The sequence below is a fragment of the Streptomyces triticisoli genome (assembly GCF_003270085.1).
Classification (GTDB): domain Bacteria; phylum Actinomycetota; class Actinomycetes; order Streptomycetales; family Streptomycetaceae; genus Streptomyces; species Streptomyces triticisoli.
This window is the reverse complement of sequence record NZ_QFDQ01000061.1, coordinates 1-18,393: the sequence shown is the minus strand read 5'-3', so window position 1 is coordinate 18,393 and position 18,393 is coordinate 1. Positions and strand designations below refer to the sequence as shown.

General features: G+C 70.8%; 10 protein-coding genes and 2 pseudogenes. 8 read left to right on the top strand and 4 right to left on the bottom strand.

Features of this window, described 5'->3' with window-relative positions:
* Nucleotides 1-57: 57 nt before the first annotated feature.
* The 4 genes and pseudogenes from DEP02_RS11310 to DEP02_RS11295 all read left to right on the top strand — a co-directional run bounded on the left by DEP02_RS11310 (nucleotide 58) and on the right by DEP02_RS11295 (nucleotide 5,673).
* Complete coding sequence (locus DEP02_RS11310; RefSeq protein WP_112467213.1) at nucleotides 58-1,347, top strand: ribonuclease D; 1,290 nt, start codon at nucleotides 58-60, stop codon at nucleotides 1,345-1,347.
* A 54-nt stretch (nucleotides 1,348-1,401) separates the two neighbouring features.
* Nucleotides 1,402-2,195, top strand: a pseudogene (locus DEP02_RS11305) (LacI family DNA-binding transcriptional regulator); the annotation flags it as partial.
* 131 nt (nucleotides 2,196-2,326) lie between these two features.
* Nucleotides 2,327-3,547: a thiolase family protein gene (locus DEP02_RS11300; protein WP_112467212.1), complete on the top strand. Its 1,221-nt coding sequence runs from the start codon at nucleotides 2,327-2,329 to the stop codon at nucleotides 3,545-3,547.
* Complete coding sequence (locus DEP02_RS11295; protein WP_112467211.1) at nucleotides 3,544-5,673, top strand: 3-hydroxyacyl-CoA dehydrogenase NAD-binding domain-containing protein; 2,130 nt, start codon at nucleotides 3,544-3,546, stop codon at nucleotides 5,671-5,673. Before DEP02_RS11300 ends, DEP02_RS11295 begins: the two co-directional genes overlap by 4 nt.
* A gap of 97 nt (nucleotides 5,674-5,770) precedes the next feature.
* Here the strand turns inward: DEP02_RS11295 and DEP02_RS11290 are convergent, their stop codons facing one another.
* Both DEP02_RS11290 and DEP02_RS11285 read right to left on the bottom strand, forming a co-directional pair.
* Complete coding sequence (locus DEP02_RS11290) at nucleotides 5,771-7,303, bottom strand: hypothetical protein (protein ID WP_112467210.1); 1,533 nt, start codon at nucleotides 7,301-7,303, stop codon at nucleotides 5,771-5,773.
* Between the two features lie 43 nt (nucleotides 7,304-7,346).
* A complete protein-coding gene (locus tag DEP02_RS11285; RefSeq protein ID WP_198668384.1) occupies nucleotides 7,347-8,540 on the bottom strand; it encodes a hypothetical protein in 1,194 nt (397 codons plus the stop codon).
* A 52-nt stretch (nucleotides 8,541-8,592) separates the two neighbouring features.
* Between DEP02_RS11285 and DEP02_RS11280 the strand changes: the two genes are divergently transcribed.
* The gene (locus DEP02_RS11280; protein ID WP_112467209.1) at nucleotides 8,593-9,504 is read left to right on the top strand and encodes an endonuclease/exonuclease/phosphatase family protein; all 912 of its coding nucleotides are present in this window, start codon (nucleotides 8,593-8,595) and stop codon (nucleotides 9,502-9,504) included.
* 157 nt (nucleotides 9,505-9,661) lie between these two features.
* Here the strand turns inward: DEP02_RS11280 and DEP02_RS11275 are convergent, their stop codons facing one another.
* Nucleotides 9,662-13,678, bottom strand: a complete 4,017-nt coding sequence (locus DEP02_RS11275) for a bifunctional glycosyltransferase/CDP-glycerol:glycerophosphate glycerophosphotransferase (protein ID WP_232839056.1) — start codon at nucleotides 13,676-13,678, stop codon at nucleotides 9,662-9,664.
* A gap of 342 nt (nucleotides 13,679-14,020) precedes the next feature.
* On the opposite strand from DEP02_RS11275, the gene DEP02_RS11270 reads away from it, so the two are divergent.
* The gene (locus DEP02_RS11270; protein WP_438947748.1) at nucleotides 14,021-15,088 is read left to right on the top strand and encodes an LCP family protein; all 1,068 of its coding nucleotides are present in this window, start codon (nucleotides 14,021-14,023) and stop codon (nucleotides 15,086-15,088) included.
* Between the two features lie 54 nt (nucleotides 15,089-15,142).
* Here the strand turns inward: DEP02_RS11270 and DEP02_RS11265 are convergent, their stop codons facing one another.
* Nucleotides 15,143-16,234, bottom strand: a complete 1,092-nt coding sequence (locus DEP02_RS11265) for a PLL family lectin (protein ID WP_332871950.1) — start codon at nucleotides 16,232-16,234, stop codon at nucleotides 15,143-15,145.
* Between the two features lie 330 nt (nucleotides 16,235-16,564).
* Between DEP02_RS11265 and DEP02_RS11260 the strand changes: the two genes are divergently transcribed.
* Nucleotides 16,565-17,404: a hypothetical protein gene (locus DEP02_RS11260; RefSeq protein WP_112467205.1), complete on the top strand. Its 840-nt coding sequence runs from the start codon at nucleotides 16,565-16,567 to the stop codon at nucleotides 17,402-17,404.
* Between the two features lie 22 nt (nucleotides 17,405-17,426).
* Nucleotides 17,427-17,837, top strand: a pseudogene (locus tag DEP02_RS11255) (PIN domain-containing protein); the annotation flags it as partial.
* Nucleotides 17,838-18,393: the final 556 nt, after the last annotated feature.

Here is an 18,393-nt window from a genome sequence, read left to right as displayed (position 1 = left end):
CCCGCCGACGGAACGTTCCGTCGGCGGGCGCCGTCCATCCACGGATATTCTTGACAGGTGACCGACGCCCAAGAGACCGCAGCAGACAGCTCACTGCGAACCACCGGAGGCGCTCCTCCGGGCGACGGCGGATCCTCTGACACCGGGGTGCCGATCCCGCTGCTCGAGCCCCGCGAGGGCATACCGCCCGTCATCGCCGACGCGGACGGCCTCGCCCAGGTGGCCACCGCCTTCGCCGCCGGCTCCGGCCCCGTCGCCGTCGACGCCGAGCGGGCGTCCGGCTACCGCTACGGCCAGCGCGCCTACCTGGTGCAGCTGCGCCGCGAGGGCGCCGGCACCGCGCTGATCGACCCCGCCGCCTGCCCCGACCTGTCCAGTATCGGCCAGGCCCTGTCCGGCGTGGAGTGGGTGCTGCACGCCGCCACCCAGGACCTGCCCTGCCTGCGCGAGATAGGCATGGCGCCCACCGCCCTGTTCGACACCGAGCTGGCCGGCCGGCTCGCCGGGTTCCCGCGGGTCGGACTCGGCGCGATGGTCGAGGGCGTCCTCGGCTTCGCCCTGGAGAAGGGCCACTCCGCCGTCGACTGGTCCACCCGCCCGCTGCCCGAGCCGTGGCTGCGGTACGCGGCGCTCGACGTGGAACTCCTCGTCGACCTGCGTGACGCGCTGGAGAAGGAGCTCGACCGGCAGGGCAAGCTGGAGTGGGCCCTGCAGGAGTTCGACGCCATCGCCTCGGCCCCGCCGTCCGAGCCCCGCAAGGACCCCTGGCGGCGCACGTCCGGGGTGCACAAGGTGCGGCGCAGGCGGCAGCTCGCCGTCGTACGGGAACTGTGGCAGACCCGGGACCGCATCGCCCAGCGGCGGGACGTCTCGCCGGGCAAGGTGCTGTCGGACGCGGCCATCGTGCAGGCCGCGCTCTCCCTCCCGTCCAACGTGCACGTCCTCGCCGCGCTGAACGGCTTCGGGCACCGCATGGGGCGGCGGCAACTGGAGCAGTGGCAGGCCGCGGTCGACCGGGCCAGGGCCCTCGACGACTCCGAACTGCCCCATTCCGGGCAGCCGGTGACCGGGCCCCCGCCGCCCCGGACCTGGGCCGACAAGGCCCCCGCGGCGGCGGCGCGGCTGGCCGCGGCCAAGGCCGCCGTGTCGGCGCTGGCCGAGCGGTTGAACATGCCGCAGGAGAACCTCGTCTCCCCGGATGCCGTACGGCGGCTCTGCTGGGAGCCGCCGAGGAGTGCCGACGTCGAGTCGGTCGGCGTCACGCTGGCCGGGTACGGTGCGCGGCCCTGGCAGGTGGAGCAGGTGTCTCCGGTGTTGGCGAAGGCGCTGTCGGCCACGGACGCCTGATCCCCTTTCCCACCTGGTCTTCCCACCTGGTCTTCCCGTCTGGCCTTCCTACCGGCCTTCCCAATGGAGTTCGTCTCGGGTGTGGAGAGCGTCCTGACCGAGCACTCCTGCTCGCTGCTGCTGCGGCTCGTACGCGGTCCCGAGGAGGAGGAGGCGGGCCTGCTGGAGTCGTGGTGGAGGGCCCGGCAGATCGCGGGCTCGATCCTCGTCGACTTCCACACCGACGACCCGCGGCCGACCGTGGCCGAGCGGCTGGGGCTGCCGGTGGTCGCCGTGGGGCCACCCCTCGCTGACCGGGGGGGCTCACCTCCGTGTGGACGGACGACGCCACGGCGGTGACCGAGGCGGTGCGCTATCTGGCGGCGCTCGGGCACCGGCGGGTCGCCCGGGTCGGCGGCGCGGCGTCCTTCGGGCACACGGTGATCCGTACGGCGGCGTTCGACGCGGCCGCGCGGAGCCTGGGCCTGGCCGGGGCGTGGCAGGTGGCGACCGACTTCTCGGGTGAGGCGGGGGCGCGGGCGACACGGTCGCTGCTGACCTCCGTCCCTGCGGACCGGCCGACCGCGATCGTGTACGACAACGACATCATGGCGGTGGCCGGACTGTCGGTGGCCGCGGAGATGGGCCTGCGCGTCCCGGCCGATGTCTCGCTGCTGGCCTGGGACGACTCGCAGTTGTGCCGGCTGACCCACCCGACCCTGTCCGTGATGAGCCACGACGTGCACGGCTTCGGCGCGGACGTGGCCCGCACGCTGTTCGGCGTGCTCACGCAGGAGGGTCCGGGCTCGCACACCGTGCCGACTCCCGTGCTGACCCCCCGGGGCTCGACGGCTCCTCCGTCGGTGTGACGTCCGGTGTGATGTTCACCGCTGTGGGCGTGGAGACTGGGCAGCAACATTACCGATGAGTAGCATGGAGCCTGAGCGCGCGCTCAGTGCTGCGCGGCAGTGCCACCCCGCACCCTGGAGGAGAAGCCATCGTGCCTCGTACCGTCAGGGACGTCGTCTTCGTCGACGGCGTCCGCACCCCGTTCGGCAAGGCGGGCCCGAAGGGCATCTACCACGAGACCCGCGCCGACGACCTCGTCGTGAAGGCGATCCGGGAGCTGCTGCGCCGCAACCCCGGCCTCGACCCGAAGAAGATCGACGAGGTCGCCGTCGCCGCGACCACGCAGATCGGCGACCAGGGTCTGACCATCGGTCGCACCGCGGGCATCCTCGCGGGCCTGCCCACCTCGGTGCCCGGCTACTCGATCGACCGCATGTGCGCGGGTGCGCTGACCGCGGTGACCTCGGTCTCCGGCTCCATCGCCTTCGGCGCGTACGACGTCGCCATCGCGGGCGGTGTCGAGCACATGGGCCGCCACCCGATGGGCGAGGGCGTGGACCCCAACCCGCGGTTCGTCAGCGAGAAGCTGGTCGACGAGTCGGCCCTGTTCATGGGCATGACCGCGGAGAACCTGCACGACCGCTACCCGCAGATCACCAAGGAGCGCGCCGACAAGTACGCGGTGCGCTCGCAGGAGAAGGCCGCCAAGGCGTACGCCAACGGCAGGATCCAGCAGGACCTGGTGCCGATCTCGGTCCGCCGTACCAACCCCGAGGGCGGAGAGACCGGCTGGGGCCTGGTCACGGCCGACGAGCCGATGCGCCCGGGCACCACCCTGGAGAACCTGGCGAACCTCAAGACGCCGTTCCGCGTGCACGGCCGGGTCACCGCGGGCAACGCGGCCGGCCTGAACGACGGCGCCACCGCCTCGGTCATCGCGAGCGAGGAGTTCGCCCGCGAGAACGACCTGCCGGTCAAGATGCGCCTGGTCTCCTACGCCTTCGCGGGCGTGGAGCCGGAGGTCATGGGCTACGGCCCGATCCCGGCCACGGAGAAGGCCCTGGCCAAGGCGGGGCTCGGTATCGGTGACATCGGCCTGTTCGAGATCAACGAGGCCTTCGCCGTGCAGGTCCTGGCCTTCCTCGAGCACTACGGCATCGCGGACGACGACGAGCGCGTCAACCAGTACGGCGGCGCGATCGCCTACGGTCACCCGCTGGCCTCCTCGGGCGTCCGTCTGATGACGCAGCTGGCCCGCCAGTTCGAGGAGCAGCCGCAGGTCCGTTACGGCCTGACCACCATGTGCGTCGGCTTCGGCATGGGCGCGACGGTCATCTGGGAGAACCCCAACTTCGACGGAGGCGACAAGTGAGCACCACCGCTGAGCTGTTGAAGGGCGCGGCCGAGCTGTTCCCGGACGAGGTCGTCACCCAGGCGCACGTACGCCACTTCGACCTCCCGCTGGGCGCAGGGCGCTTCGCTCTCATCACCCTGGACAACGGCCTGGACCACACCAAGCCGACCACCTTCGGCCCGCAGTCGCTGGCGAACCTCGACGCCGCCATCGACCAGGTCGAGAAGGAGGCCGCGGACGGCGAGATCGTCGGCGTCGGCATCACCGGCAAGCCGTTCATCTTCGCGGTCGGCGCCGACCTCAAGGGCGTGGAGCTGCTGGAGCGGCACGAGCACGCGCTGGCCATCGGCAAGGGTGGCCACGAGGTCTTCAAGCGGCTGTCCCAGCTGGCCGTCCCCACCTTCGCCTACTACAACGGCGCGGCGATGGGCGGCGGCGTCGAGGTCGGCCTGCACTGCACCTACCGCACGGTGTCGGCGGCCCTCCCGGCGTTCTCGCTGCCCGAGGTGTTCCTGGGCCTGGTCCCGGGCTGGGGCGGCTGCACGCTGCTGCCGAACCTGATCGGCGCGGACCGGGCCGTCACGGTCATCATCGAGAACAGCCTCAACCAGAACAAGCAGCTCAAGGGCAAGCAGGTCCACGAACTCGGCATCGCCGACGCGCTGTTCGAGGGCGCGGACTTCCTGGAGCAGTCGCTGGTCTGGACGGCGTCCGTCCTCAAGGGCGAGACCGAGGTCGAGCGCCCGGTGATCGACCGCGGTGAGGCCTGGGACCAGGCCGTCGCGCGCGGTCGGTTCATCGCCGACTCCAAGGTGCACGGCGCGGCCCCGGCCGCCTACCGCGCCCTGGACATCATCGCCGACGCCAGGAACGGCGACCTGCAGCAGGGCTTCGACGCCGAGGACCAGGCCCTCGCGGACCTGATCATGGGCGGTGAACTGCGCGCCGGCCTCTACGCGTTCAACCTCGTGCAGAAGCGCGGCAAGCGCCCGGTGGGCGCCCCGGACAAGAACCTGGCGCGCCCGGTGACGAAGGTGGGCGTGGTCGGCGCGGGCCTGATGGCCTCCCAGCTGGCCCTGCTCTTCCTGCGCCGCCTGGAGGTGCCGGTCGTCCTGACCGACATCGACCAGGAGCGCGTCGACAAGGGCGTGGGCTACGTCCACGCCGAGATCGACAAGCTGCTCGGCAGGGGCCGTGTCAACCAGGACAAGGCCAACCGCCTCAAGGCGCTGGTCACCGGTGTCCTGGACAAGGCGGAGGGCTTCGCGGACGCCGACTTCGTCATCGAGGCCGTCTTCGAGGAGATCGGCGTCAAGCAGCAGGTGTTCGCGGAGGTCGAGGCGGTCGCCCCGGCGCACGCGATCTTCGCCACCAACACCTCCTCCCTCTCCGTGACGGAGATGGCGTCGAAGCTGAAGCACCCCGAGCGGGTCGTCGGCTTCCACTTCTTCAACCCGGTGGCGATCCTGCCGCTGCTGGAGATCGTCCGCGGCGAGCAGACGGACGACGCCTCGCTGGCGACCGCCTTCGCGGTGGCCAGGAAGCTGAAGAAGACGGCGGTGCTGGTCAAGGACGCCCCGGCGTTCGTGGTCAACCGCATCCTGACCCGCTTCATGGGCGAGATCCAGAACGTCATCGACGAGGGCACCCCGGTCGAGGTGGCGGAGAAGGCGGTGGAGCCGCTGGGCCTGCCGATGTCCCCGCTGGTCCTCCTCGAACTGGTCGGCCCGGCGATCGGCCTGCACGTCTCGGAGACCCTCAACAAGGCGTTCCCGGACCGCTTCAAGGTCTCCTCGAACCTCAAGGCGGTCGTCGAGGCCGGCAAGCGCGGCTTCTACGTCTACGACAGCGGCAAGCCCGAGCTGGACCCGGAGGTCGCCGCGCTCCTGAAGCAGGGCGATGTGGTCCTGACGGAGGACCAGGTCCGCGCCCGTGTCCTGGACGCGGTGGCCCAGGAGATCGGCCTGATGCTCGACGAGGGCGTCGTCGCCGAGGCCCAGGACATCGACCTCTGCCTGATCACCGGCGCCGGCTGGCCCTTCCACCTGGGCGGCATCACGCCGTACCTGGACCGCGAGGGCGTCAGCGAGCGGGTGAACGGGAAGCGGTTCCTTCAGCCGGGGGTGGCGAGCGTTCCGGCGTAGCCGTCCCGCACACCGACAGCTGAAGAGGGCCTCCGCCGGCGGCGGAGGCCCTCTTCGGATCGGCGCGTCGTGCGCCCGGCCGGAGGGCGCACCCCGCCTAGTGGTTCCCCCCGTAGTACGGGGTCGTCGCCGCCCCGGCAGAGGCGTTCATGACGGTGAAGAGCACGCGGGTCACCGGTGACTTGCCGCCGGAGGCGTCCACCGTGAAGACGTCGACCACGTGCATGCCCTCGCTCCAGGGCCGGCCCGAGTCCCATGACCAGCTGCCGTTCGGGGCGACCTCGGCGCGTCCCAGCAGCACGCCGCTCTCCCAAAATCCCACTTGGGCCGCGCCCGTGGCAGACCCGGCGAACACCACCCGGGGGTCCATCACCTGTTCGTGGGCCATGGGTTCCAGCACCACGGGCGCGGACAGGCTCTCCTCCGCTCCCGACAGCACGGAGTCCAGGCTCGGAGGCTGTGTCCCGGGACCTGCCGGAACGGTCGCAGCCGTGTCCGCGCCGTCCACCGCAGTGAAGTTCACCTCGATCCGCGCCGTCTGGAAGCCCTCCGGGGCCACCCCGTAGAGCTTCACGGGGTGCTTACCCCTGCTCCAGGCCCTGCCCAGCTCCCAGGACCAGCTGCCGTCGGCGGCGACATCGGTTTGCCCCAAGTACTTCCCGTGCTCCCAGACGACCACTCGGACGGCTCCCCGGGCGTAGCCAGTGAACCGTACGGCGTCCCGGCGCACCTCCTCCTGCGGCGCCGGCGCCGTCACCACGGGCGGCGGGAACTCCTCCCCTCTCACCACGGAGGTGGCGGTGAGGTAGGAGGTGATGGCCGACGGGTCGCGGTCAGGTTCCTCGTACCCGTTGCGGACGTGGCCGAGGCGCGGTGGGAGGCCGTCCGCGAGCAGGTTCAGGATGCCCATGAGGGCGGGTACGTTGCGTCGGGTGACCTGGGTGTGGTCGGTGATGAACGGCGACTCGCTGTAGATGAAGTTGAAGTTCTCGTACCTCTGGAAGAGGCCCAGGAAGGGTTCCACCTGCTCCGGGTACTGCTCGTCCTGGGGTGAGGAGAGGAGGTAGATGTTCGCGGTGCGGTGGGCCTCGGAACGGACCAGGTCGGGCAGGATCGCGTCCACGGCCCGCACGTTCTCCTCCGGCACCCCCTCCCCCAGCATGAAGGCGGCCACCCTGGGATGGACCTTCCGCACATACGTCCCGATCAGGAACTGCGGCACGATGGAGACGATGTTGCGGAAGCCGTAGCGCAGCCCGAAGTACAGTGCCGCGCTGCCGCCCTTGGAGCCGCCCCACAGGGTGACGTCGTCCGGAGTGAGGGACAGGGCCTTCATGACGTTGAAGATCAGGGCGGCGACGGACTCCTCCAGCCCGAAGTCCATCTCCTTGCACAGGTAGTAGCTGTTCATCCCGTGGAACCGGTCACGGATCCACAGGATGTTGGCCCGCACGTTGTCGAAGACTCCGTTCGACCAGCCGTAGTCGTCGGGGGCCGAGAAGTTGGCGAAGACGACGACCAGGTGCCGGTTGCCGCTCTTGGCATGGGCGAACCGGTACTCGACCGGAAACGTCCCCGAGGCTTCGACGCCGACGAGCAGGTGCCGGCCGTTCGCGGGTGCTTTGGACATGTGCGTGGATCCAGTCTCTGTCGTACTGCGTACTCGGGTGGGCTCAGTACCCGGTGGCTGCCGCACCGGCCGAGACGTTCATGACGTGCGCGTCCGACCGCGCCGCCGCGTGTTCGGAGACGGTGAACCGGACATCGGCGCGTGCGGACTGGTAGCCGTTCGCGTCCACGGAGAAGAGCCTCACCACATGGGGGCCCGTGCTCCACGGCCTGTCCCGGTTCCAGACCCAGCCGCCGTCGGCGGCGACCGGGGCGGACGCCAGGTAGGTGCCGTTCTCCCAGAGGCTCACGCGCACGGCTCCGGGCGCGTGCCCCGCGAGGTGAACACCTTCGGGGGGCAGCATCCCGTCCATCGCGGGCACGGTCACGACGGGTGGGGCGAACGAGTCCTGCACCACCGAGGTCGACTTCAGGTAGGCCTCGATCCCGGACCTGTCGGCGTCGGGCTCCTCGTACCCGTGGCGGGTGAGGCCGATACGGGGGGCGATTCCCTCGACGAGCAGGTAGGCGATCCCGAGCAGAGGCGGCGTGTTGCGCTGGGTCACCTTCCCGTGGTCGCTGATGAACGGGGACTCGCTGAAGATGAAGTTGAAGTTGCGGTACCGCTGCAACAGCCCCAGGAACGGCTCCACCTGGCTGTTGTACTGCTCGTCCTGCGGCGAGGACACCAGGTAGATGTGCGCGTCCGGGTTCGCACCCGACTCCAGCAGGCCGGGCAGGATCGCGTCGAGGACACGGACGTTGTCGTCCGGCATCGTCTCGCCCAGCATGTGCCGGCCGACGTCCGGATACACGTCGCGTACGAACGTGCCGATCCGCAACTGCGGAACGCTGGCGACGATGTTGCGGAATCCGTACCTCAGGCCGAAGTGCAGAGCCGCACTCCCGCCTTTCGAACTGCCCCAGAGGGTGACGTCGCCGGGTGCGAGTCCAAGGGACTTCATCACCTTCGAGATGAGCCCGATCACGGACCTCTCGACGGCGAAGTCCATGTCCTTGCACAGGTAGTAGGTGTTGCCGCCGTCGAACCGGTCACGGATCCAGAGAATGTTGGACCGGAGGTTGTCGAGGATGCCGGTGGCCCAGCCGTAGTCGTCCGGAGCGAAGAGGTTGGCGAAGACGACCATCAGGTGCCGGTTGCCGCTCCTGGCGTGGGAGAAGCGGTACTCGACGGGGTGGCCGCCGGAGGCGTCTATCCCCTGGATCACCTGGCGGCCCTTCGCGGGTGCTTTAGACATGCTGAGGTTCCACTCTTTGGCGTTTGACGGGTCGGCCGGTCATGATGTCCCGATGCCTCGGACCATCCCCCGGCCCGGACCCGGCCGTCGCGGACACCACGGGCGCAGGGCCGTTGCCGCCGCGGCGGCGCTGCTGGGCCTCGCCGTCGTGCTGACCGTGGTACAGGCGTCCGGGCCGGCCCGGTCCTTCGCCTCGGAGCGGGCACTCACCGTGGCGACCTGGAACATGTGCGGTGTGGAGCAGTGGAACTGCCGGGGAACCGGGAGCCGCGCCGCGAAGCGGGGCGAGCTGGAAGGGCTCGTCACCCGGTCCGGGGCCCGGGTGGTCCTCCTGCAGGAGACCTGTGCCGGTGATCTGGAGGCGGTACGCGCGGCCCTCGGCCGGTCCTGGCACACGGAGTTCCGGCCCTACACCTGGCGTGACGCCTCGGGCCGCACCAGCGACGTTCGCTGTGCCGGGCCCGGGCAGGGCACCGCGGGTTTCGCACTGCTCTCGTCGTACCGGCTGTCCGCCGTCACCGCGGTGGCCGCACAGCAGCCCTCCGTAGGACTGCGGCGGGGCGCTCTCTGTGCCACGGCCGCGGCGCATGACGTCCGGGTGTGCACCGCCCACCTCAGCCCGCCGGGAAGCGACCGCGCCCATCCGGACTGGGAGTTGCGCGACGACCAGCTCAAGGCGCTGGCGGCCGCGGTGCCCGCGCGGCGCACGGTCTACGGCGGGGATCTGAACGTGGATCCGCCGGGGTCCCGCAACCCCGCCTCGTGGGTCTGGTCGGGCGGCCCCTACCGCACGCACCGGGAGTGCGACCAGGAGTCCGCGTCGTCCCGCTCCGGCCGGCCCACCCATGTCTCCGGGCACAAACTGGACTACTTGTTCACCGGGCTGCCCCGCGTCCGGTGCACCGTGCGTGACACCGGCGCGTCCGACCACTTCGCCCTGCTGCTCCGGGTGCGGACCGGCTGAAGGTACGCCGACGGGACACCCGTCCGGGCGTCTGCGGGTGCCGGGTGCGGTGGCCGCCTCCGGCTGCTTCACGGGCGTGGTCATGGCTGTCGACGGCCGTTCGGGGTGGCCGGCTGCCGGGGCGGCCCGCCGGGGACATGGCCGACCGTCCTCGGTGTCACACGCTCACGTCCTCGTGCGTCCGGCCGTCGTCCGACTGCGGCGGCGCGGACCGTCCGAACGGCTGCTGAAGCCGTGTGGGCGTCAACTGCGTCGTCTGGGAAGGAGTCGCGGGCCGATTCTGCCCGGCGGGTGTCTGCCGGCCGACCGGGAAGGGTCGGGACGCCGGGCCCGGCTGGGCCGGCACCGCTCTCGTCATCGTGCCGGCCCCGGCCCGGGGCTGCTGTGCGGTAGGCCGTTGCGAGGTGAACCAGTCCTGGGAGTCCCCCTGGGCCGGGGTGAGCGGGGTGAGCGCGCGGCCCGTGTGCCGGGTGTCGACGGTGCCGCCCGCCGGGGCCTGCGCGTCCTCGGAGGCGAGGTCGCCACCCGCGACCAGCATGCGGTCGGCGAGCCGCGCGGAGGCGTACCCGTCGTCCAGGTCACAGAACTCGCGCTGGAACCAGCGGTAGCGCTCGGCGTAGGCGTCCTGGATGCGGTCGATGTCGCGGACGGCGGTCACCAGGTCCTCGGAGGTGGACAACAGAGGCCCGGGCGCGCTGCGCTCGAAGTCGAAGTAGAAGCCGCGGAGGGTGTCGCGGTAGTGGTCGAGGTCGTAGGTGAAGAAGAGAATGGGGCGGCCGGTGTTGACGTAGTCGAACATCAGGGACGAGTAGTCCGTGATCATCACGTCGGTGATGAGGGAGAGATCCGCCATGTCCGGGTAGTCGGAGACGTCGTAGACGAAGCCGTCACCGGCCCCCGGGACCGGATCCACCACGTTGGGGTGGCGGCGGACCAGGAGCACGTGGTCGTCACCCAGCCGGGCACGGGCGTCGGCGAGGTCGATGCGGAAGTCCAGCTTGTACTTGCCCGGCGCGTAGAACTGGTCGTCGCGCCAGGTGGGGGCGTACATCACGACGCGCTTGTTCCTGGGCAGCCCGATGCGCCGGCGGATCCACTGCTCGCGCTGCTCCATGCCGGAGCGGCGCAGGATGTCGTTGCGCGGGTAGCCGGACTCGACCATCTCGCCCGCGAAGCCGAAGGCGCGCTTGAGGATCGGGGTGGAGAAGCTGTTGGGCGAGACCAGCATGTCCCAGCTCTTCACCTCCTTCTCGACCCGTTCCAGGTAGCGCTGGTCGGCGAAGTGGATGGCCTCGATGTCGTGGCCGATCTTCTTCAGCGGTGTACCGTGCCAGGTCTGCACGACCACCTGGCCGTCGCGCTTGAGGAACCAATCGGGGAGGTGGTTGTTGGCGACGATGTACCGGCTGGTGGCCAGGGCTTCGTACCACTCGGGGGACCACATGCGGACGGGGGTGACGCTCGAGGGGAGCGGAACCTGGTCGTCGCGCACGACCCACAGGTGGTCGAGGCGGGCGCCACGCCGGAGCAGTTCCTCGTGCAGGGCCCGGGGGCTGTCGGAGTACTGGGTTCCCTTGAAGGCGTCGAAGAGCACCGCGGGGCGCACCGGTGTGCGACGGGCCGCCGGATAGGCCTTGGTGCGCAGCAGTTTCTGGCGGTACGGGCCGCGGGCGTGGTCGGGCATGGCGGAGTGGACGAGCAGGCTCAGACGGTCGTAGGCCTCCGCCTGGAGTTCGTAGCGGCGCTCGTTCTCCTCGTACTCCTGCGGAAACGCGGCCACGAGATCCTGTTCGATCTTCACCATCAGGTCTTCGAGCCGGTCCTCGCGGGCCACCGCGGAGAGGTCCTGGCGGCGCAGGAAGAAGTCCCAGCGGCCGGCCGCGAGCGGGATGTCACCACCCAGGGTCCGCATCGCGGCCGGGGTCAGCACACAGCGGAAGTTCCTGCCGTCCCAGACGAGGGGGACCTTGCGTTCGGCGCCGTGTGACCGTGACCGCACGACCATGTGGGCGGACCGGTACTCGGCCTCGGAGAGCCGGTCCGCGGCCGCGTACCGGCCGCTGATCTCCAGCGAGCCGTCCTCACGCCAGGCGAAGCCGGTCGCCGTGGGCAGGGTCGCGCGCTCGAACAGGACCAGATAGCCGGAGCCGTTGCGGTGCACGACGACCTCGCGGTCGCCCTCGCGGGTCTGCAGCGAGGCGGGCATGCGGTAGTGCCCGTCAGCCGTGTCCTCGGCCATGACCGGGTAGATCGTCATCTTCCGGCCCTCGACGTGGAAGGTGGTCTTCCAGCCGTTGCTGCCCATGCTCCAGGACTGCGGGATCTCCGCCTCGCCCTGGGCACCGGCCCGGAACCCCGGGACGAGGGTGTGCATCGGCAGCCGGGTGGTGAAGGTGCACCAGCCCTCGCCGCCGGGAGTGAAGCGCACCCAGGCGTCGTGGCGCCCGGCACCACCCATGCTGGTGATCCGGAACTTGCCCCATTCGGGCACGGTGGGGCCGAGGTAGACACCGCGCAGTTCGAGCTGTTCACCGACGAGGCGGTGTCCGGTGATCCGGCAGCGCACGATCTCCACGCGCAGCTTGAGTTTGCCCTGCACGAACAGCGGCAGGATGCGCGTGTTGCGGTCGACGTACCGGTACGGCGGGTTGGCCGCGCTGCCCGCGGCGCCCCGGTCGATGCCCCGGTAGCGGAACAGCCCGCGGCTGAGGACACCGGCGGCGACGTCCCACGTGCCCTCGACCCACTTGTCCTTCTGCTTCAGACGGCTCGTGTCGAAGCGTGTCTCGAAGCCGGCCCAGTCGTAACAGTAACGATTCTGCTGCGACTGTTCCGTGGCCTGCGGGGCATAGGTGGTCCTCGCCGAGGCGATGAGCGTGCGCCCCTGCCTCTTGTTGCGCAGCGCGATCGCCTTCACCGACATGTGCTTCTTGTGCACGTTGATGAAACGGATGTACGCCGTGCCGGTGAGCGTCAGCTGATCGGAGTCGGGGTTCCAGCCGGCTCCGGTGAGTGAACCGTGCAGGGAGAATTCCTTGTCGAGGCGGTACGCCTTCTTGTCCAGGCCCACCTCCCGGTCCCCGAGGTAGGGGTACTTCAGGTAGCGGTGGAAGCGGCGATGTACGGGCATGGGACCGCCGCGCCGCTCGAACTCGATGACTTCGAGAAGCTCGGCCAGCCGCCCTGCCCGTACCAGGTGCCACTTGACCCGGGCGTCCGCGGGCAGTTCGTCGATGATGGTGAGGTCGGCCTCGTCGAGGAACTCGTTGGCCCACTGCATGAAGGCCTCGCGGTACTCCTCGTCGGCGTCCGGCAGCACCTTCAGATGGAGCATCAGGTCGGACGTCAGGCAGGCGAGGTCGTACTTGCGTTTACTCTCCTCGTACTGGCCCGAGCGCGGATCGGCGAGGAAGCGGCTGACCGACTGCACCGCCGAGACCCGGTCGCGCAGGTTGGACAGTTCGGTGTGGCGCTGCGTGATCGAGGGGGCGGCCCCGCCCTCCCGGCGCCGCCAGAAGTAGACGATGTCAGTGATGACGTCGACCTTCTCGGCCCGGAAGTGGGCGAACATGTTGACCCAGGAGTCCTCGTACAGGACACCCTCGGGGAACTCGATGGCGTGGTGGTCCCAGAAGGACCGCCGGAACACCTTGTTCCAGACGGTGCGGTCGTAGATCAGCGCATCGAACCTGGTGATGTGGGTACCGCGCCGATTCTTCTGCATCGGGCCCCTGTGCAGCGGGGACTGCCACTTCGCCGTGGAGTTCATCATCTGCACGTTGCCGGAGACGAAGTCCGAGCCGGACTCCGCCAGGGTACGCACCAGCAGTTCGTAGGTGTACTCGGGGATGACGTCGTCGCCATCGACGAAGGCGAGGAACTCGCCCCTGGGGTGCATCGCGCGCAGGCCGGTGTTGCGGGCGTGGCCGGGGCCGTGCGGCTCCTGGCGGATGAGTCGGAAGCGCGGGTCACGGGCGCAGAAGTCCTCGGCGATCCGGGTGGACCTGTCAGTGGAGCCGTCGTCGACGAGGATCACCTCGAAGTCGCGGAACGACTGGCGCGCTATCGACTCCAGACACTCGGCGAGGTAGACCTCCACGTCCTGGAACGGGACGACAACGCTCAGACGCGGATGACCCGCCAACTCGTACTCCTGCCCATGCACTTCGCCCACCGGACGGCACACCACTCCACAGTGGACGCCCACCCCTGCTCGGCATGCCCGACCTGCCCCCCGGCCGCCTGGGCATCGCACGATTCCGTGACCTTCGGTGAAGACACTCTCAACCGTCGATCACAGATTCGACATCTTAAGTGAATCTTAAGCAAGGTCAAGAAGGCCAACATGCCGTACCGGCGAGCCCTCCCGCGTCGCCCACCCGCAAGACCCGCAGGTCGAGTTGCCTATAGTTCTCCCACTGCATTGACCACGCAGTGGGCCGGCCTCCCCCACCCGGGCCCTGCCACTCCGCCGGCGCGGAGCCCGTAAGGAGAGGAATCAAACACGATGTCGAACATGACGGAGTCCCGGCATGCCCCGAAGACACCGGCCGGCGGGCCTCCCCCGCGTACCAGGAGACGCTGGGGACGCATCGTGCTGTTGACGCTGCTGGTGCTGGTGCTGGCCGCAGGGGGCGTCGGCTACTGGCTCTACAGTGGCCTCGACAGCAACATCAAGGGCGTCGACATCGACAGGGCCATCGGCGACGACCGACCCGAGAAGCTGCCCACCTCCGGTCAGAACATACTGATCCTGGGCTCCGACTCGCGGGCCGGGGCCAACGCGGCGCTGAACACCGGCAAGGTCTCCGGCGCCCGCTCCGACACCGCACTGGTGATGCACATACCCGAGGGCCGCACCAAGGCCGTTGCCATCAGCATCCCCCGCGACACCCTGGTCACCCGGCCCGAGTGCACCAAGTCCGACGGCGCCACGGTGCCGTCGGCGAACCGCGTGATGTTCAACTCCATCTACGCGCAGGTCGGCCCGGCCTGCGTGGTCAAGACCGTGGAGCAGATCTCCGGCATCCGCATGGACCACTACGTGGAGATAGACTTCGCCGGCTTCAAGGAGCTGGTGGACGCCATCGGCGGGGTCACCGTCACCGTCGACCAGGACATCCACGACAAGTCCAGCGGACTGAACCTGACCGCCGGCACACACCGCCTGGACGGCACCCAGTCCCTGCAGTTCGTCCGCACCCGGCACGGCATCGGCGACGGCAGCGACCTCGGACGCATCAGCCTCCAGCAGCAGTTCATGCTGAACCTGCTGAGTGAGATCAAGAAGCAGGACCTTCTGGGCAGCCCCGCCAAGTCATACAAGATCGCCGACGAACTCACCGCGGCCCTCACCACCGACTCCGAACTCGCCTCGCTCACCAAGCTGGCGGAGTTCGGGCGCAGTCTGAACGGCGTCGACCCCTCCAGCATGGAGACGATCATGCTGCCCGTGGAGTACGACAAGGTGGACCCCAACCGCGTCGTGGCCGCGGAGCCCCAGGCGACGCAGCTCTGGAAGGCGATCCGCACCGACTCCGCCATCCCCGAGTCCGCCAAGAAGTCCCCCGCGACCGGCGGTTGATCCTCACAGCGGGGCCGCCCGCGTCCGGCGGGCAGCTTCCGCGTGGAGGGAACGTCAGAGCCGGTGCCAGCGGGTGAGGGTGAGGCCGGCACCGGCCTCCTGGCGTGCCACCTTCGGCACCCCGTCGGGACCGATCAGCGCCACGACCACCCGCCCGCGCCCGTCCCGGGCCAGGGCAGGAGTCCCCTGGCAGACCTCCGCCAGGTCGTACCACCAGAAGCCGTCCGCCTCCTTCTCGGTGGCGCCCAGGCCGAGCACCGCGGACCCCTGAGGACCGCGGTGGGCCAGGAGGACCCAGTCCTCCTCGTCCAGCGAGGTGCGCAGCGTCGCGTACGGCCCCTCGGCCGCGGATCCGCCCAGCGCAACGGGCGAGCCGCCCACCCGCCAGGCCGCGGCGCCACCGGAGACGGCGTCCGCCCAGAGAAAGGTGGGCCGGTCCGGGCCGGTCTCCAGCGCGGCGACCGTGCCCGGCACCGGGCTCAGCGAGAAGCCTCGCGGCCCCGTGAAGTCACCGCCCGGCTCCAGTTGGCGCCAGATGAGCACACCGGTCCTGGCGGCGGCACAGACCTCGATCCGGCCACTGGCGAGGGCCACCGGCGCGGGCAGCGCGTCGACACCGGCGCCCCGCAGGTCCTCCCAGGCCCGCCACTTGCCGTTGGGGAGCTCGCGACGCAGCATCAGGCCGCCCTGGGCACCGCGGGCGAAGACGTGCACGGTGCCGTCCGGCGCGACCGCGCCCACCGGCGGCCCCAGTCGCGCACCCTGCTCCCGGTCCTGGTGGGGGTTGCCCAGCGAGCGCCAGTCGGTGAAGGCGAGCCCCGTCTGGTACTGAATGGCATGGACGATGTCGACGGTGCGCGAGCCGTCCGCGCCGGTACGCTCCCTGCGGCCGAGAAAGTGCACATAGGTGTCGGCGCCCTGCACCACCGTCACGTGAGTCAGCCCGGCCACGGCCACGAAGTACGGTCCACTCCACTCGGGGCCGCCGACGACGGCTTCCGTCCAGCTCAACAGCCCACCGTCGGTGGGGGCGTAGAGACTGAGCCGGCCGTCCTTGCCGAGGGTGAGCCAGGTGCCGTGGGCGGCCCCGGCCGCGGCCCGTCCCCGCTCGGTGGCCGTGGGCCCGTCCGCGGGAGCGGCTCCCACGGGGTCTGCCGGCCTTCTCCGCATGGCCTGGTGCACCTTCCTGCAGCCCTCCGTATCGCGGATACGGGAACCCTGAAACTCGGAACATCATAAGCAGTTCGTTCACCAGTTCCCCGGGCGCCGCTCGCACGCCTTCCTGGACAACGCCCGGCCAGCCGCACCCAGGCCGTCCGCCGGCCCCGGCTCGTCCCTGCCGTTCGGATGCCCGAGCGGGTGCCGGTCCAGGGCCGTCGACCGGGGCCGGAAGTGGGTGGAGTGCACGAGGCGGGCCGGCACGGTGTCGCGGATCGGGCCTGACGTGCTCCCCGGCGCCCGGATATCGTCACCACCATGGGAGCAAGCCGCGCGGAGGGTGCCGACCTCGCGGACGTGGTCGCCGGCTACACCGGCCGGTTCGGCCCGGGACGCGGTTACCGGCCGTCGGCGCAGGCCGACCGGGGCGGGGTCGCCGAGGGAATCGGGCTGCTGCTGGACGGCCGGTTCGAGCAGGCCCGGCAGCGGCTTTCGCAGCTGGACTTCACCGTGCGGACGCTCGTCGACTCGGTCTCGGGACTACGGTGTGCCGAGGTGGCCGACCTCGGCGACGACGCGGTGACGCCGCGCGGCTGGGGGCGGGTGTACGTCGCTCTGGACAGCCGGGCGCGCTGGTCGGTGCAGGTGCCGCACCCCGTGGCCGATCGGGGCACCGAGCAGTTGGGGGTGTGTGTGCTGCGGGGCTCCCCCGGCGGCGTGCTCGTGCTCGCGGGTGCCCACCGCAGAGCCGGGCGGGGGAACGCGGCGGACGTGGCACACCGGCAGGACACCGTCTTCCACGCCGTCTGCGCGGAACTGGTCCGCCGCGGGCTGCCCGGCATCCAGTTGCACGGCTTCGCCGCTGCCTCCGTTCCCGGGTACGACGTCGTCGCCTCCACGGCCGTCGGCGAGGTTGCCCGCCCCGAGGGTCAACGGCTGGCGGACTCCCTGTGCGAGCACGGATTCGGGGTGTGCCGGGCCTGGACGCGCGCGTGCCCGCTGCAGGGCCGGCGGAACGTGCAGGGCCGCAAGGCCGCGGCACAGCACGTACCTTTCCTGCACCTGGAGTTCGGTATCGGACTGCGCACCGACGAGCAGCTCACGGCCCGCGTCGTGGAGGCGGTGGGCCGGATCACCGCGGACTGGGCCCGCGCCTGAACCCGACCGGAAGGACCCACGGATGCCGACTCCGCCGCCCACCCCGGAACACGCCCCGGGCCCTGCCCCCGCCTTGCTGATCGTCGACGGGGCCAATGTCGTCGGCTCCGTCCCCGACGGCTGGTGGCGCGACCGGCGAGGTGCCGCCGAACGTCTGCGCGACCGGCTCGCCGGGTACGTGTCCGGCGGCGTCCCTGGCGTGGCGGGCCCGCTGGAGATCGTGCTGGTTCTGGAAGGCGCCGCGCGGGGCGTGCCGTCCGTGCCCGGGGTACGGGTCGAGGAGGCCCCCGGCAGCGGCGACGACCACATCGTCCGGCTGGTCGCCGCCGCGGTGGGCCGGGTCCGGGTGGTCGCCACCGCCGACCGCGAACTGCGCCACCGGGTCACCGCGGCGGGCGCCGGCACGGTGGGTCCGCGCGCGGTGTACGGCCCCGGCCAAGGGGCTGCTCCCAGCTCCGGTCAAGGAGCTGATCCCGACCCCGCTCAAGGGACTGACCCCGACCCCGGCGGCCTGGGCGCCTCCGGCCAAGGGCGGTGATCATGGGCCGGGATCCGGCCCGGGGGTGCCCGGTCGGGCCCGGGTCCGGCCCTGGGTCGGCCCAGGTTGGGCCCAGGGCCCGATTCGGGATCCGGCCCGGGATCCGGTCCAAGGCCCGCCCCAGGGCCCGGACCGGAAACAGCCCAAGACCCACCCCAGAGCCCCTCCAGGGGGCACCCAGGGCCGACCCGGAAACGACCCAAGACCCACCCCCAGGGCCCGCCCCGGAAACCCCCCAAGGCCCACCCCAGAGCCCCTCCAGGGGGCACCCAGGGCCGACCCGGAAACGACCCAAGACCCACCCCCAGGGCCCGATCCGGGATCGGCCCGGGATCCGGTCCAGGGCCCTGCCCGGAAACAACCCAAGGCCCACCCCAGAGCCCCTCCAGGGGGCACCCAGGGCCGACCCGGAAACGACCCAAGACCCACCCCCAGGGCCCGATCCGGGATC

What these genes read in the sequence shown, in the direction of transcription:
- DEP02_RS11285 (WP_198668384.1), bottom strand. Translation starts at nt 8,540, where the DNA reads ATGTCTAAAGCACCCGCGAAGGGCCGCCAGGTGATCCAGGGGATAGAC.
- DEP02_RS11280 (WP_112467209.1), top strand. Translation starts at nt 8,593, where the DNA reads ATGCCTCGGACCATCCCCCGGCCCGGACCCGGCCGTCGCGGACACCAC.
- DEP02_RS11290 (WP_112467210.1), bottom strand. Translation starts at nt 7,303, where the DNA reads ATGTCCAAAGCACCCGCGAACGGCCGGCACCTGCTCGTCGGCGTCGAA.
- DEP02_RS11260 (WP_112467205.1), top strand. Translation starts at nt 16,565, where the DNA reads ATGGGAGCAAGCCGCGCGGAGGGTGCCGACCTCGCGGACGTGGTCGCC.
- DEP02_RS11270 (WP_438947748.1), top strand. Translation starts at nt 14,021, where the DNA reads ATGACGGAGTCCCGGCATGCCCCGAAGACACCGGCCGGCGGGCCTCCC.